This is a genomic window from Streptomyces sp. CC0208 (assembly GCF_003443735.1).
In the GTDB taxonomy this organism is placed as follows: Bacteria; Actinomycetota; Actinomycetes; order Streptomycetales; family Streptomycetaceae; genus Streptomyces; species Streptomyces sviceus.
Genome location: NZ_CP031969.1, coordinates 2,623,278 through 2,637,848 on the forward strand (window position 1 = coordinate 2,623,278; position 14,571 = coordinate 2,637,848).

Consider the following 14,571-nt stretch of genomic DNA (forward strand, 5'->3'; position numbering starts at 1 on the left):
CGACGATGGATTCCCAGACCTCACAGTCACAGACACCCCAGGTACCTCAGCAACCTCATACGTTCCAGGTCGACCTGCGCGGTCTGGTGGACCTCCTCTCCCATCACCTCTACTCCAGCCCCAAGGTCTATCTGCGCGAGCTGCTCCAGAACGCGGTGGACGCGATCACGGCCCGGCGGGCCGAGGAGCCGGACGCCCCGGCCCGCGTGCGGTTGTACGCCGAGAACGGCACCCTGCGGGTCGAGGACTCCGGGGTCGGTCTCACCGAGGCGGACGTGCACAACCTGCTGGCCACCATCGGGCGCAGTTCCAAGCGGGCCGAGGGGCTGCAGGAGGCCCGCTCCGACTTCCTCGGGCAGTTCGGGATCGGTCTGCTCGCCTGTTTCGTGGTCGCCGAGCGGATCCGCGTGGTCAGCCGCAGCGCCCGTACGCCGGACGCGCCGCCCGTGGAGTGGACGGCGAGCGACGACGGCTCCTACCGGGTGCGGACGCTGTCCCACGACGCCCGTCCGGAGCCGGGGACCACGGTGCATCTGGTGGCACGGGCGGGCGCCGGCGAGTGGCTGTCGCCCGAGCGGGTCCTCCAGCTCGCCCAGCACTTCGGCTCCCTGCTGCCGTACGACGTCCGGGTCGGCGACGAGGCGGTCACCGATCTGCCCGCGCCCTGGGACCGGCCCTACCCCTCCCCCGCGACCCGCCGGGTGGCCCTGGCCCGGCACTGCCACGAGCTGTTCGGCTTCACCCCACTGGACTCGATCGAGCTGAATGTGCCGCTGGCCGGGATCCGGGGCGTGGCGTACGTCCTGCCCTCGGCGGTCAGTCCCGCCCAGCGGGCGACTCACCGCGTCCATCTCAAGGGCATGCTGCTCACCGAGCGGGCCGAACAGCTGCTGCCCGACTGGGCGTTCTTCGTGCGCTGCGTCCTGGACACCGACAGCCTGCGGCCCACGGCCTCGCGCGAGTCGCTGTACGAGGACGAGACGCTGGCCGCTGTACGGGAGGCGCTCGGGGAGCGGATCCGGTCCTGGCTGACGGGTCTTGCCGCCGGGGACCCGGAACGGCTCGCGGCCTTCCTGTCCGTGCACCACCTGGGCGTGAAGTCGCTCGCGCGGCACGACAAGGACATGCTGCGCACGATGCTGCCCTGGCTGCCGTTCGAGACGACCGACGGGCGGCTGTCCCTGGAGGAGTTCGCGCAGCGGCACACGGTGGTGCACTTCACGCGGACCGTCGAGGAGTACCGACAGGTCGCGGCGATCGCGTCGGCGCAGGGCGTCGGGGTGGTGAACGGCGGCTACACGTACGACAGCGACCTGGTCGAGGCGCTGCCCTCGGTGCGCCCGGGCACGGTCGTCGCCGAGCTGGACGCGGACACCGTCACCGCCCACATGGACCTGGTCGATCCGGCCGAGGAGCTGGCGCTGTCTGGCTTCCTGGCGGCCGCGCGGGCCAGGCTCGACCCGCTGGGCTGTGACGTGGTCCTGCGTGCCTTCCGACCGCTGTCCGTGCCCGCGCTGCACCTGGACGACCGGGACGCCCGGCACGAACAGGCAAGGGCGGAGGCCGAGGACCGGGCGGACGACCTGTGGGCGGGCATCCTCGGTTCACTGCGCGGGAGCGCCCCCCGCGCGCGTCTGGTGCTGAACCATCTCAACCCGCTGGTGCGGCGGATCGGTTCGCTCGGCGACCCGGAGCTGATGGGCACCGCCACCGAGTCCCTGTACGGGCAGGCGCTGCTGATGGCCCAGCGGCCGCTCAGGCCCGCGGACTCGGCGCTGCTGAACCGGGCCTTCATAGGCCTGCTCGAGTGGGCCACGAACGGCGAGGAGGGCCGCTGATGAGCGGAGTCGACGGGAGCCCGGCCTTCGACGCGCTGCGCCGGGCGATGGCGGAGAACGCCGAGGAGCCGGAGGGGCCGGCCCGCAACGCCCGCGCGGAACAGCTGCTCGCCGAGGCCGAGAAGCTGAACATCCCGCTCGCGGTGATCGAGGCGCTCGGACACCAGCTGAAGGTCTACAACTACAGCTCCGAGAAGGCCAAGATGTTCGTCCCCTTCGCGCGGCTGCTGCGCATGTGGGACGAGCGCCCCGAGGACTTCGACGAGTACGAGACGCACTCGCTGCACTGGGTCTTCAAGTGGATGACGGCCGGCATGCTCGACCAGCCGCACATCCCGCTCGCCGCCATGGAGAAGTGGCTCGGCGAGATGGAGCACCGCTACCGGCTGGCCGGGCACTCCGAGCGGGCCGTGCGCAGCGCCGAGTACAGCGTGGCCGCGCACGTCGGGGACCTGGAGCGGGCCGAGCGCGCGTACGCCGCGTGGCTGGCCGCCGACCGGGACGCCATGGCCGACTGCCACGCCTGCGAGCTGCACGAGCAGGGCTGGTGGCAGGCGCAGCGCGGGCGGGACGCGGAGGCGCTGGAGCTGTGGGCGCCGGTCCTGGAGGGCGAGTTCACGTGCGCCCACGAGCCGCACGCGGCCCTCGCGTCCTCTCTCAGGCCGCTGCTGCGCCTGGGCCGCCTCGACGAGGCGCGCGCCAACCATCTGCGGGGCTTTCGCCTGGTGCGGTCCATGGAGAGCATGCGCGGTGCCTACGCGGACCATGTCGAGTTCTGCGCGCTCAGCGGCAACGAGGCCCGCGCTCTGGAGCTGCTGGCGGAGCGCCCCGCGTACTTCACGGACGACGGCCATCCGCGCAGCAGGCTGGACTTCACGGCCGTGGTGGCCCTGCTGATGGACCGGCTGACCGGGCTGGGCCTGGGCGAGCGGCCGGTGCCGGGGCCCGCGGGCCGGTCCTGGACGGCGGCCGAACTGGCCGTCCACGCGCGCGGGGAGGCCCTCGCGCTGGCTGCCCGCTTCGACGAGCGCAACGGCACGACCCACGTCAGCGAGCGGACGCGCGCGCGTATGGCGCAGCGGCCGCTGGTGGAACGGCTGCCCCTGGGAGTACGGGCGGCCCGGACCGTCGCCCCTCCCGTGGTGGTGTCCGCGGCCCCCGCGACCGCCCGGGAACCCGATCTGCCCGCACTGGTCGCCGAGGCCCGGCGGCTGTCGGACACCCTCCGGCCGAATGCCGTGGAGGCGTGGGCGGCGGTCGCACGGGCCGCCGAGGGCGTCGAGCTGGACCCGCGCGACCGGGCGGAGATCGCCGACCACGAGGCGATGGACCTGGGCCCCGAGGGCCTCGAACTCTTCGAGCGCGCCGCCGAGTTGTACGCGGCGGCGGGCGACCCCGGCGAGGCGCTGGCCGCACGCGCGCGTGCCGCGTACGTGCGCGCGCTGGCGGGCGAGGTGGAGGAGGCACTCGCGGCGGTCGCCGGTCCGTACGACGAGGTCCTCGCGCTCTACTCCGTGGACGACACCGGCGTACGGCAGGCCGCGTCGGTGCTGATGTCCCGGGCCCGGATCCTGATGCGAAGGGTCCACGAGGGCGACGACGAGGCGTTCCTGAGCGACGCCGAGTCGGCCGTACGGGAGGTACTGGCCCTCGTCGAGGGGCGGACCGGGGACGACGTGCGGCTCGCCGCGCGGGTCGCCGAGGGGCAGGCGATGCTCGCGGAGCTGGCCGCGCGGACCGGGGACCTGCCGACGGCGGCCGAACTGTTCACGTGGGCCGCGACGGGGTTCGTGGAGGCGGGCCTGCCGTGGTTCGCGGTGGAGTACGAGGCCCGGCTGGCCGGGCTCCTGCACCACCTGGGCGACCCGGCCGGGACGGAACGGGCGCTGCGGGCGGCCCTGGAGCACGGCGGGCCGCACCTGGAGGCGATCGGACGGGCCCAGCTGCATCTCCAGCTCGCGGAGGTCGTCGGGGGCCGGGGAGCGGCCGAGGAGGCCGCCGAGCATGCCCTGGAGGCCGCTCACTGGGCCGACGAGGCCGGGGAGGGGCCGACGCTGGGTGCCCTGGCCCGGCACCAGCTGGGCGGGTTCCTGCTGGGTCTCGGGCGGTGGGCCGAGGCCGCGGAGGTGCTGGAGTCGGCGCTGCCCGACCTGAGCGCGGAGCGGCACGGCGAGGGGGCGGTCGTACAGGCGCAGTGGTGGCTCGGCGACTGTCTGAGCGAGCTGGGCGAGCACCGGGAGGCGGCCGAACGGCGGCTGCAGGCCGCCGAGATCGCCCGGCACTGGCCCGAGCAGCACGACCACGCCACGCTCGCGCACCTCGCCGCCGAGTCCCTCGGGGCCGCGGGGCTGCCCACCGAGGCCGACCGGGCGTACGAGCGCGCGGGCGCCCTGTGGCGGGACCTCGGCAACGTGCACGGCCTCGTCCGCGCCCTGCGGGCCCGCGCCTGGCTCGCGTTGCGCGCGGAGGACGGGGCGGACGCGGCACGGGAGTTGATGGCGGACGCGGTCCGGGAGTGCGAGACCGCGCTGGGGAACATGCGGGAGGACGAGGAGGCGCGGCGGCGGCTCGTCGGCGAACTCGGGCACACCCACCGGCAGTTCGGGGACCTGCTCGCCCGTTCCGTGCCCGAGGACGCCGAGGACGACTCGATCCGGACGGTGCTGGAGGAGGCGCTGGCCCAGGTGGTGGAGGCGGTCGTCGTGTTCGGCTCGCTCGGGGACGACGCCCTGGACGCCAGGACCGGTGCCGAACTCGCGGCGGGCTGGCTGGCGGCCGACCTGGGCCGGCCGGCGGAGGCGGCGGCACGCGCGCGTGCGGTGCTCGACGCGTACGGGGACGCGACCGGGGACCCGGACGGGACCGACGGCACGGCACGCGCGCGACGGGCCGAGGCGGAGCAGCTGCTGGGCCTCATGGAGGAGCAGGACAGCTGACGCCAGGGGTCTATTCGACGCCGATGAGCAGGACGGCCCCCTGCCGTCCGCCTCGGTACACCACCGTGTCGACGGCGAGGTAGGACTCCCGTACGCGCGCCTCCAGGTGGTCGGCGACGGTCTCGGGGGCCTCGTCGCCGAGGACGAGGGTGACCAGCTCGCCGCCGGCCGAGAGCATGCGGTCGAGGACGGCCTCGGCGGTGACGGCGACGTCCGAGCCGATCACCGCCACGTCCCCGTCGATGAGCCCGAGGACATCGCCGGCCTGGCAGATGCCGGCCATGGTCCAGGACTGGCGTTCGGCGACGGTGACCTCGGCGTAGCGGGTCGCGCCGGCCGCCGAGGTCATCTGCACGACGTCCTCGTCGAACCGGCGCTCCGGCTCGTGCACGGCGAGCGCCGCGATGCCCTGGACCGCGGAGCGGGTCGGGATCAGCGCGACCCGGATGCCCTCGGTGCGGGCCTGCTCGGCCGCGGCGGCCGCGGTGTGGCGCAGGTCGGCGTCGTTGGGCAGCAGCACGACCTCGCGCGCGTGGGCCCGTCGTACGGCCTCCACGAGCTCCCCGCTCGCGGGCGGCTCCCCGGGCCGGGCGAGCACGGTGGTCGCGCCGGCCTCGGCGTACAGACCGGCCAGGCCCTCACCGGGCACGACGGCGACGACGGCCCGCTGGGCGGGCTCGCGGGGCGGCCGTTCGGCGCCGGTGGTGTGCACGTCGCCGAGGCCGAAGTGCGTGATGCGGATCCGGTACGGCCGACCGGCCTCGACGCCCGCCTCCACGGCGGCGCCCGCGTCGTCGACGTGCACATGGACGTTCCACAGCCCGTCGCCGCCGACCACCACGAGGGAGTCCCCGAGCCCGTCGAGCCGCCGCCGCAGCCGCGCGACGGCGGTGTCGTCGGCCTCCAGGAGGTAGATCACCTCGAAGGCGGGGCCACCGGTGCCCGGGGCGTCGGCGCAGTCGTCGGGGGCAGCCGCGAGGAGCTCGGCGGAGCCCGCGAGGGAGGCCGTGTCCGTGTCGCCCGCCACGCGCGCGTGCTCCGGGTCGCTCACCACCGGCACCGCCCTGGGCACCTGTCCCGTGAACGTCTCCACCAGAGCCCCGAGCACCGCCACCAGCCCGCGCCCTCCGGCGTCCACCACTCCCGCCCGCTCCAGGACGACCAGCTGGCCGGGCGTCGCGGCGAGAGCTGCGCGCGCCCCTTCGTAGGCGGCCCGGGCGACCGTCCCGCAGTCGCCCTCCGCTCCCCCGGCCGCGTCGGCGGCGGCCGAGGCGACCGTGAGGACCGTGCCCTCCACGGGGTGGGCCACGGCCTGGCGGGCGGAGTCGGCGGCCTGCCGCAGGGCGAGCCGCAGTCCCTCGCCGTCGGTGTGAGTCGTCTCACCGTCGGCGGCGAGCACCTGGGCCATGCCGCGCAGGAGCTGGGCGAGGATCGTGCCCGAGTTGCCGCGGGCGCCTATCAGGGCTCCGTGCGCCATCGCGCGCGCGGCGTCGGCGAGGGTCGGTTTCCCCGAGTCATGGGCGTCATGAGCCTCGAACACGGCCTCGACAGCGGCGGCGGCCGACTCCGCCGTCAGATACAGGTTGGTGCCGGTGTCCCCGTCGGCGACCGGGTAGACGTTGATCGCGTCGATCTCCTCGCGCGCCCTCCCCAGTGCCCGCAGCGCGAGACCGCACCAGGTGCGCACCGCGAGAGCATCGAAGAATGTCTGCGGCACCTGCGCCACCTGCGCCTCCCCGGGCTCCTGGACTGGACGCAGCGTAGACCCCGGGCGGGTGTCCGCCGGAAGTGGGCCGGGAGCGAGTGCCTGATCAGCCATGGTAGTTTCGTTCTACTGGCGCAGTCGTTGTATGCTGCTCCGGTTGCCCGATCCTGATCGGGCCATTCCCCTGGCAGTGCCACTCAGATCTCTGATCCTACGATCTCGATCCTGGCTTGCTGCCGGGATCCAACCGTAAGTGCATCTGAAGTCTTTGGAGTGACCCGTGGCTGCCAACTGCGACGTCTGCGGCAAGGGGCCGGGCTTCGGCAACAGCGTGTCGTTTTCGCACCGCCGTACGTCCCGTCGCTGGAACCCGAACATCCAGCACGTCCGTACTGTGGTCGGCGGGACGCCGAAGCGCCTGAACGTCTGCACCTCGTGCATCAAGGCCGGCAAGGTCTCGCGCTGACGCACAGCTAAGCGCGCGGCCACTGCTTGTTCGCTGCACTGAGCCGGTCCACCGAGAGGTGGGCCGGCTTTTTGCCGTGACCGCGCGCCTCCACCTACTGCGCGCCGGCGTCCTGACGGAACCGCCATCCATGATCCACGGGCCCGATCCCGCCGCCCAGCGCGAATCCGGCGGCGATCGCCCCGGTGACGTACTCCTTCGCGGCCGTCACCGCCTCCGGCACGGACCGGCCCCGCGCGAGGTGCGAGGCGATCGCGGAGGCGAGCGTGCAGCCCGTGCCGTGCGTGTGCCGGTTGTCGTGGCGGGGCGCGCGCAGCCAGTGCTCCTCGGAGCCGTCGGTGAGCAGGTCGACGGCGTCACCGGGGAGGTGACCGCCCTTGATGAGCGCCCATTTCGGCCCGTACGACAGGACGGCCGCGGCGGCCTCCCTCAGCTGATCCTCCGACTCGACCAGGACGCCGGTGAGCTGGGCAACCTCGTCGAGGTTCGGGGTGGCGACGGTGGCCACCGGGAGCAGCCGTCGCCGGACGGAATCGAGGGCTGAGGCGGCCAGCAGCGAGTCGCCGTGCTTGGAGACACCGACCGGGTCGATCACGGCCGGGGCGTCCGTGGCGCCGATCAACTCGGCCACCGTCTCGACGAGTTCGGCCGAGGCGAGCATCCCGGTCTTGACGGCCTGGACGCCGATGTCGTCCACGACACTGCGGTACTGGGCCCGCACCGCCGCCACCGGCAGCTCCCAGGCGCCCTGTACACCGAGGGAGTTCTGCGCGGTGACGGCGGTGACGACACTCATGCCGTGCACGCCGAGCGCGAGCATGGTCTTCAGGTCGGCCTGGATTCCGGCGCCCCCGCCGGAGTCGGAGCCGGCCACCGTGAGCACCAGGGGCCTCACGACTCGATGTCCCCGCCGAAGTGGTCCCAGCCGCCCTTGCTGGTCCAGGGCGCCCCGTCGACCGTCACCTGGGGCAGCGCCGAGGGGTTGAGGACCTCGCCGATCACCTTCCAGCGGGCCGGGAGCTTCACGTCCGGCGGGAAGGTCGCCACGATCGCGTGGTCCTCGCCCCCGGTCAGCACCCACTGGATGGGGTCGACACCGACGGCCTGCCCGATGTCGTTCATCTGGGTCGGGATGTCGATCGCACCGGAGCGGATGTCGATCCGGACCTTGCTGGCCTCGGCGATGTGCCCGAGGTCGGCGATCAGTCCGTCGCTCACGTCGCACATGGCGGTCGCGCCGAGCGCGGCGGCGGCCGGGCCCGCGTGGTACGGCGGCTCGGGGCGCCGGTGCGCCTCCACGAACGCGCGGGGCGAGCGGAAGCCGCGGGCGAGCACCGCGTACCCGGCCGCGGACCAGCCCAGCCAGCCGGTCACCGCCACGAGGTCGCCGGGCTGGGCGCCGGCCCGGGTCACCGGCTCCTGGCCCCGCAGATCACCGAGGGCGGTGATGGAGACCATGATCGTGTCCCCGCGTACGACGTCCCCGCCGACCACCGACGCGCCCGCGACCTGGCACTCGTCGCGCAGGCCGTCCATGAGCTCCGAGGGCCAGGTCACGGGGAGTTCGGCCGGCACCACCAGACCGAGCAGCAGGGCGGTCGGCACAGCGCCCATGGCGGCGATGTCGGCGAGGTTCTGCGCGGCCGCCTTGCGCCCGACGTCGTAGGCCGTGGACCAGTCGCGGCGGAAGTGCCGGCCCTCCAGAAGGATGTCGGTGCTCGCCACCACCCTGCGGTCCGGCGCGGCGACCACCGCGGCGTCGTCGCCGGGGCCCACCCGGACCGCCGGCGTGGTGGTGAGACGGGAGGTGAGCTCCCTGATGAGCCCGAACTCGCCGAGCTCACCAACAGTGCCCTTCATTGCCCTTACGCCCCTTCTGTGCCGTGCCGTGCCCGGTCGCGCGTCATCAGTGTCCTCGATACGGTCGAGGGGACCGTGAACTTCTGTCGTATCCGCACCCCGGCACGGGTGTCCGCGTCCCCGCGGGTCTCCCCGTGACGAGCGGCGACGCGATACCGTGGCGTTCCTTTTCCCCACATGATCCTCGTGGCCGCCCTGGAGGTTCCGTGGTACAGGCGTACATCCTGATCCAGACGGAGGTCGGCAAGGCGTCGACCGTCGCCGAGACGATCAGCAAGCTCCCTGGAGTCATCCAGGCCGAGGACGTGACAGGACCGTATGACGTGATCGTCCGCGCACAGGCCGACACCGTGGACGACCTCGGCCGGTTGGTGGTCGCCAAGGTCCAGCAGGTGGACGGCATCACCCGTACCCTGACCTGCCCGGTCGTCCATCTGTAGCCCCCGTCTACCCTTGGCCGGTGAACTTCTTCCGTCACCGGCCTCTCGGTCTGTCCACGCTCGCCCTGCTGATCACGGTCGCGGGCTGCTCCTCCGCAGACGACAGCGCGTCGGCGGCGGTTCCCTCGCCGGGGGCGGGCGTCACGAAGCTGTGCCGAGAACTGGACCGGGTCCTGCCGTCCAAGGTCGACGACCAGGACCGTCGGGATCCCGAGCCCGCCTCCGCACTGACCGCGGGCTGGGGTGACCCGGCGATCATACTGCGGTGCGGTGTCGCGCGGCCCTCGAAGATGGACGATCCGGAGGCCGACGGGGTCGAGGTCGACGGGGTCGGGTGGCTGCTGGAGAAGCAGGACGACGGGTTGTTCCGGTTCACCACGACTCTGCGCAAGGCGTATGTCGAGGTGACGATCCCCAAGGACCGCACCGCGGACGGCATGGCACCGCTGGTGGACCTGGCGTCCGGCGTGAAGAAGGCGATCCCCGAAGGGATCGCCGACTAGTCGCCGAAACGGCTATCGAAGCCCGGTCGACCTGCGCAGCGCCGCCTCGATGAGCCGGTCCACCAGCTCCGGGTAGGCGATCCCGCTCTTCTCCCACATCTGCGGGTACATCGAGATCGGCGTGAAGCCCGGGAGCGTGTTGATCTCGTTGATCACGAACTCGCCGTCCTCGGTGAGGAAGAAGTCCGCGCGGACCAGGCCCTCGCAGGAGGCCGCGTCGAAGGCGTCGACGGCGAGCTTCTGGACCTCGGCCGTCTCCTCGGGCGTGAGCGGCGCCGGCACGATCCCCGGGGTCGAGTCGATGTACTTCGCCTCGAAGTCGTAGTACGCGTGCTCCTGCGGCGGGGGGATCTCGGCCGGGACCGACGCGCGCGGGCCGTCCTCGAACTCCAGGACACCGCACTCGATCTCACGGCCCCGCAGCGCCGCCTCCACGAGGATCTTCGGGTCGTGGCTCTGCGCCTCCGCGATCGCCTCGTCCAGGCCGGACAGGTCGTCGACCTTGGTGATGCCGATCGACGAACCCGCGCGCGCGGGCTTCACGAAGAGCGGCCAGCCGTGCTCACCCGCGAAGTCGACGATCTTCTTGCGGGCGGCGGACTCGTTCTGCTCCCACTCGCGCGGCCGGATCACCACGTACGGGCCGACCTTGAGCCCGAAGGACGTGAACACCCGCTTCATGTACTCCTTGTCCTGGCCGACGGCCGAGGCGAGCACACCCGAGCCGACGTACGGGACACCGGAGAGCTCCAGCAGGCCCTGGAGGGTGCCGTCCTCGCCGTAGGGGCCGTGCAGCACGGGGAAGACGACGTCGACCTCACCGAGCGCCTTGGGCACCGATCCGGGCTCGCTGTAGACGACTTCACGGTTCGCGGGGTCCACGGGGAGCACCACGCCGCCCTCGCTCGACTCGGCGAGCTCCTCGACGCTCGGCGTACGGCGCTCGGTGATCGCCATGCGTTCCGGTTCGTCGGCGGTGAGCGCCCAGCGGCCGTCCTTGGTGATGCCGATCGGCAGGACGTCGTACTTGGTCCGGTCGATGGCCCGCAGTACCGCGCCGGCGGTGACCACGGAGATCCCGTGTTCGGAGCTGCGCCCGCCGAACACGACGGCCACGCGCGGCTTGCGAGGCGGCTGCTCAGGGTTCTGGGGGAGGTTCTCGGTGCTCATATCGCGTTGAGAGTACCCGTTGGTAGTGCCCTGAGACAGCGTCCACCCCTGCGGCGAACGAGGCAAAGAACGACGTCGTGGCTCAGCGTCGCTCGGGCTTCGCGCTGCGCGACATCAGCTCCTTGACGGCGACCACGGGGGACTTGCCCTCGTGCACGATGCCGACGACCGTCTCGGTGATCGGCATGTCGACGCCGTGCCTGCGGGCGAGATCCAGCACGGACTCACAGGACTTGACGCCCTCCGCGGTCTGCCGGGTGACCGCGATGGTCTCCTGGAGGGTCATGCCCTTGCCGAGGTTGGTGCCGAACGTGTGGTTGCGCGACAGCGGCGAGGAGCAGGTCGCCACCAGGTCGCCGAGACCGGCGAGTCCGGAGAAGGTCAGCGGGTCGGCGCCCATGGCGAGTCCGAGCCGGGTCGTCTCCGCGAGACCGCGCGTGATCAGCGAGCCCTTGGCGTTGTCGCCGAGTCCCATGCCGTCCGCGATGCCGACGGCGAGGCCGATGACGTTCTTCACGGCACCGCCCAGTTCACAGCCCACCACGTCGGTGTTGGTGTAGGGGCGGAAGTACGGCGTGTGGCAGACGGCCTGCAGGCGCCGGGCCACCGCCTCGTCGGTGCAGGCGACCACGGCGGCGGCCGGCATGCGGGCGGCGATCTCGCGCGCGAGGTTGGGCCCGGTGACCACGGCGATACGGTCGGCGCCGACCTTCGCGACGTCCTCGATCACCTCGCTCATCCGCATGGCGGAGCCGAGCTCGACGCCCTTCATGAGGGAGACGAGGACGGTGTCGGGCGCGAGCAGCGGGGTCCACTCGGCGAGGTTGGCGCGCAGGGTCTGCGAGGGGATCGACAGGATCGTGAAGTCGGCGCCGGCGGCGGCCTCGGCGGGATCCGTGGTTGCCCTGACGCCTTGCGGGAGCTCCACGCCGGGGAGGTAGTCGGGGTTGGTCCGGCTGGAGTTGATGGCCTCGGCGACCTCCGGACGACGTGCCCAGAGGGTGACCTCGCAGCCTGCGTCGGCGAGCACGACTCCGAAGGCCGTACCCCATGAACCGGCGCTGAGAACCGCCGCCTTGACGGGCTTGCTCACTTGGTCTTCTCCCCCTCGTGGCCGTTCTGGGCGCGGGTCCGGCGCCGCTGCTCGATCCGCTCGCGGCGCGGGTCGTACGCCGTCTCGGGCGCCTTCTCGCCGCGGAGCACCTCCAGCTGGGCGGTGACGGCGGCCATGATGACCTCGGTGGCCTCCTTCAGGAGGTCCGGGGTCATCTCCTTGTCGTAGAACGGCGACAGGTCCACGGGCGGCCCCGCGAGGACGTGCGAGGTCTTGCGCGGAAGGACGTGCAGCTTCCTGGCGTACGGCGGCAGCAGTTCGTTGGCGCCCCACTGGGCGACGGGGACCACCGGGCACTTGGTCTGCAGGGCCACACGCGCGGCGCCGGTCTTGCCGACCATGGGCCACTGGGCGGGATCCCGGGTGATGGTGCCCTCGGGATAGAACGCGACGCATTCGCCGCGCTCCACGGCCTCAATGGCGGCCCTGAACGCGCTGAGCGCGTCGGTGGTCTCGCGGTAGACGGGAATCTGCCCCGTGCCGCGCATCATGACGCCGACGAATCCCTTGTTGAAAAGACCGCTCTTCGCGAGGAATCTCGGAACGCGGCCGGCGTTGTACTGGAAGTGCGCGTACGCGAAGGGATCGATGTGCGAATTGTGGTTGACCGCGGTGATAAATCCGCCGTCAGCCGGAATGTGCTCCATTCCACGCCAGTCCCGCTTGAGCAGAACCACGAGCGGCGGTTTGGCGATCACCGCTGCCAGGCGGTACCAGAAGCCGATTCTGCGGCGGGGCACGCGGACACCTTCCTCTTGGGCCTGGGGGGCCGCACAAGTGTCGCCCCAGGCCGTCTGTCTGTCGAGAACACCGTACGCCCCGCCACCGACACCGCCAGATGGGGCGCGTGACGACTGAGTGACAATGGCCGGGAGAAGAGAAGGACGGAACGCTGGTGCAGTGGACGTTGGTCATCCCGCTCAAACCCCTGGCGCGGGCCAAGAGCAGGCTCTCGGACACCGCCGGCGACGGGGTGCGCCCGGGTCTTGCCCTCGCCTTCGCCCAGGACACCGTGGCGGCCGCGCTGGCCTGCCCGGCAGTCGGTGATGTGGCGGTCGTCACGGACGATCCCCTGGCCGGCCGGGAGCTTGCGGCCCTGGGCGCCCACATCGTCGCCGACGAGCCCCGAGGCGGCCTCAACGCGGCTCTGGCGCACGCGGCGGCCGTCGTACGGTCCGCGCGTCCCGACAGCGCTCTCGCCGCGCTGAACGCCGATCTTCCGGCACTACGGCCGCTGGAATTGGCCCGGGTCCTCGACGCCGCCGCGGAATTCCCGCGCGCATTTCTCGCGGACGCCGCGGCAATCGGCACCACTCTGCTGGCGGCCAGGAAGGACGCGGAATTGAGTCCCGCCTTCGGCCCGGATTCACGCGCGCGTCATCGCGCCTCGGGAGCGACGGAACTCCCCATCACCGCGGTGGATTCCGTACGCCAGGACGTGGACACCGGCGAGGACCTGCGGGCCGCGCTCGCGCTCGGGGTGGGTCCCCGGACGGCCGCCGCCGCGGCGCGGTTGCTGATCCCCGGGCAGTAGGCTGCGGCCATGCAGGCGACCGCGTACACGTACGACCCCGAAAGCCGCAGCGGGCAGGTGCTCCTCGACGACGGCACCCCCGTGCCCTTCGACGCGGCGGCGTTCGACGCGGGCGGTCTGCGGCTGCTGCGTCCCGGACAGCGCGTGCGCGTCGAGATGGCCGGGGACAAGGTCACCCTGGTGACGCTCCAGACGTTCTGAACCCCCTTGCACACGCCGCGGGCCGGACTCCGATGCGGAGTCCGGCCCGGCGCGTGAGTACCCCTGTGCCCTTACCTCTTGCGGGCCGTGGTCTTCTTGGCGGTGGTGGTACGAGCCGCCGACTTCTTGGCGGGCGCCTTCTTGGCGGTGGCCTTCTTCGCCGGAGCCTTCTTGGCCGCCGTCTTCTTGGCGGTGCTCTTGTTCGCGGCGGTGGTCTTGGCGGCGGTCCCGGTGGCCTTCTTGGCGGGGGCCTTCTTCGCCGTCGTCTTCTTGGCGGTGGCCGTGGTCTTCTTGGCCGTCGTCGTCCTCGCGGTGCTCTTCTTGGCCGCGGCGGTCTTGGCGGTGGCCTTCTTGGCGGCCGCCTTCTTGACCGTGGCCGAAGCCCCGCCGGTCAGGCTGCCCTTGGGCGCCTTCTTGACCGCGACGTCGTTCTTCGGGAGCTTCTTCGTGCCGCTCACCAGGTCCTTGAAGCCCTGGCCCGCGCGGAAGCGCGGAACGGAGGTCTTCTTGACCCGAACCCGCTCGCCCGTCTGGGGGTTGCGGGCGTAACGGGCCGGCCGGTCGACCTTCTCGAACGAACCGAAGCCGGTGACCGAGACCCGGTCGCCCGCGACCGTCGCGCGGACGATGGCGTCCAGGACCGCGTCGACCGCGTCGGCGGCCTGCTGGCGGCCGCCCACCTTGTCGGCAATCGCTTCTACGAGCTGCGCCTTGTTCACGTCTTCCCCTTCGGAGACATTGCCAGAACGAAAGTGTTCAAGCTTTTTCGCACGTTAGGCAGATATATACCGCAAATCAAACACG

At 72.2% G+C, this 14,571-nt stretch carries 14 protein-coding genes; 7 read left to right on the plus strand and 7 right to left on the minus strand.

The features are described from left to right. Positions 1 to 5: 5 nt before the first annotated feature. Together D1369_RS11735 and D1369_RS11740 are read left to right on the plus strand one after the other, a co-directional pair. Complete coding sequence (locus D1369_RS11735; RefSeq protein ID WP_007384937.1) at positions 6 to 1,838, plus strand: HSP90 family protein; 1,833 nt, start codon at positions 6 to 8, stop codon at positions 1,836 to 1,838. After that, complete coding sequence (locus D1369_RS11740) at positions 1,838 to 4,774, plus strand: tetratricopeptide repeat protein (RefSeq protein WP_118082442.1); 2,937 nt, start codon at positions 1,838 to 1,840, stop codon at positions 4,772 to 4,774. The genes D1369_RS11735 and D1369_RS11740 overlap by 1 nt, the downstream gene beginning before the upstream one ends. A gap of 10 nt (positions 4,775 to 4,784) precedes the next feature. Here the strand turns inward: D1369_RS11740 and D1369_RS11745 are convergent, their stop codons facing one another. Further along, positions 4,785 to 6,500 (minus strand): DAK2 domain-containing protein, encoded by a 1,716-nt coding sequence (locus tag D1369_RS11745; RefSeq protein ID WP_118082443.1) that lies wholly within the window; start codon positions 6,498 to 6,500, stop codon positions 4,785 to 4,787. 259 nt (positions 6,501 to 6,759) lie between these two features. Between D1369_RS11745 and rpmB the strand changes: the two genes are divergently transcribed. Continuing rightward, positions 6,760 to 6,945, plus strand: a complete 186-nt coding sequence (gene rpmB, locus D1369_RS11750) for a 50S ribosomal protein L28 (RefSeq protein ID WP_007384934.1) — start codon at positions 6,760 to 6,762, stop codon at positions 6,943 to 6,945. A gap of 94 nt (positions 6,946 to 7,039) precedes the next feature. On the opposite strand, the gene thiD is transcribed toward rpmB, so the two are convergent. Together thiD and D1369_RS11760 are read right to left on the minus strand one after the other, a co-directional pair. Further along, positions 7,040 to 7,840 (minus strand): bifunctional hydroxymethylpyrimidine kinase/phosphomethylpyrimidine kinase, encoded by an 801-nt coding sequence (thiD, locus tag D1369_RS11755; RefSeq protein ID WP_007384933.1) that lies wholly within the window; start codon positions 7,838 to 7,840, stop codon positions 7,040 to 7,042. Continuing rightward, positions 7,837 to 8,805 (minus strand): thiamine-phosphate kinase, encoded by a 969-nt coding sequence (locus tag D1369_RS11760; protein ID WP_118082444.1) that lies wholly within the window; start codon positions 8,803 to 8,805, stop codon positions 7,837 to 7,839. The genes thiD and D1369_RS11760 overlap by 4 nt, the downstream gene beginning before the upstream one ends. A 206-nt stretch (positions 8,806 to 9,011) precedes the next feature. Here D1369_RS11760 and D1369_RS11765 point away from each other — a divergent pair, with 206 nt between their 5' ends. Next, positions 9,012 to 9,245, plus strand: a complete 234-nt coding sequence (locus tag D1369_RS11765; RefSeq protein WP_007384930.1) for an Lrp/AsnC ligand binding domain-containing protein — start codon at positions 9,012 to 9,014, stop codon at positions 9,243 to 9,245. 20 nt (positions 9,246 to 9,265) lie between these two features. Then, the gene (locus D1369_RS11770; protein ID WP_007384929.1) at positions 9,266 to 9,748 is read left to right on the plus strand and encodes a DUF3515 domain-containing protein; all 483 of its coding nucleotides are present in this window, start codon (positions 9,266 to 9,268) and stop codon (positions 9,746 to 9,748) included. Positions 9,749 to 9,760: 12 nt separating this feature from the next. Here the strand turns inward: D1369_RS11770 and D1369_RS11775 are convergent, their stop codons facing one another. From D1369_RS11775 to D1369_RS11785, 3 genes are all read right to left on the minus strand, one after another. Further along, positions 9,761 to 10,918, minus strand: a complete 1,158-nt coding sequence (locus D1369_RS11775) for a D-alanine--D-alanine ligase family protein (protein WP_007384928.1) — start codon at positions 10,916 to 10,918, stop codon at positions 9,761 to 9,763. Positions 10,919 to 11,000: 82 nt separating this feature from the next. Further along, positions 11,001 to 12,011, minus strand: a complete 1,011-nt coding sequence (locus tag D1369_RS11780; protein ID WP_007384927.1) for an NAD(P)H-dependent glycerol-3-phosphate dehydrogenase — start codon at positions 12,009 to 12,011, stop codon at positions 11,001 to 11,003. Continuing rightward, the gene (locus D1369_RS11785) at positions 12,008 to 12,772 is read right to left on the minus strand and encodes a lysophospholipid acyltransferase family protein (RefSeq protein WP_007384926.1); all 765 of its coding nucleotides are present in this window, start codon (positions 12,770 to 12,772) and stop codon (positions 12,008 to 12,010) included. Before D1369_RS11785 ends, D1369_RS11780 begins: the two co-directional genes overlap by 4 nt. 155 nt (positions 12,773 to 12,927) lie before the next feature. Here D1369_RS11785 and cofC point away from each other — a divergent pair, with 155 nt between their 5' ends. Further along, positions 12,928 to 13,566, plus strand: a complete 639-nt coding sequence (gene cofC, locus D1369_RS11790; RefSeq protein ID WP_037901530.1) for a 2-phospho-L-lactate guanylyltransferase — start codon at positions 12,928 to 12,930, stop codon at positions 13,564 to 13,566. 9 nt (positions 13,567 to 13,575) lie between these two features. Beyond that, complete coding sequence (locus D1369_RS11795; protein ID WP_007384924.1) at positions 13,576 to 13,767, plus strand: hypothetical protein; 192 nt, start codon at positions 13,576 to 13,578, stop codon at positions 13,765 to 13,767. 71 nt (positions 13,768 to 13,838) lie between these two features. Here D1369_RS11795 and D1369_RS11800 read toward each other — a convergent pair whose 3' ends face one another. Beyond that, positions 13,839 to 14,486, minus strand: coding sequence for an HU family DNA-binding protein (locus D1369_RS11800; RefSeq protein ID WP_007384923.1), 648 nt, complete (start codon positions 14,484 to 14,486; stop codon positions 13,839 to 13,841). Positions 14,487 to 14,571: the final 85 nt, after the last annotated feature.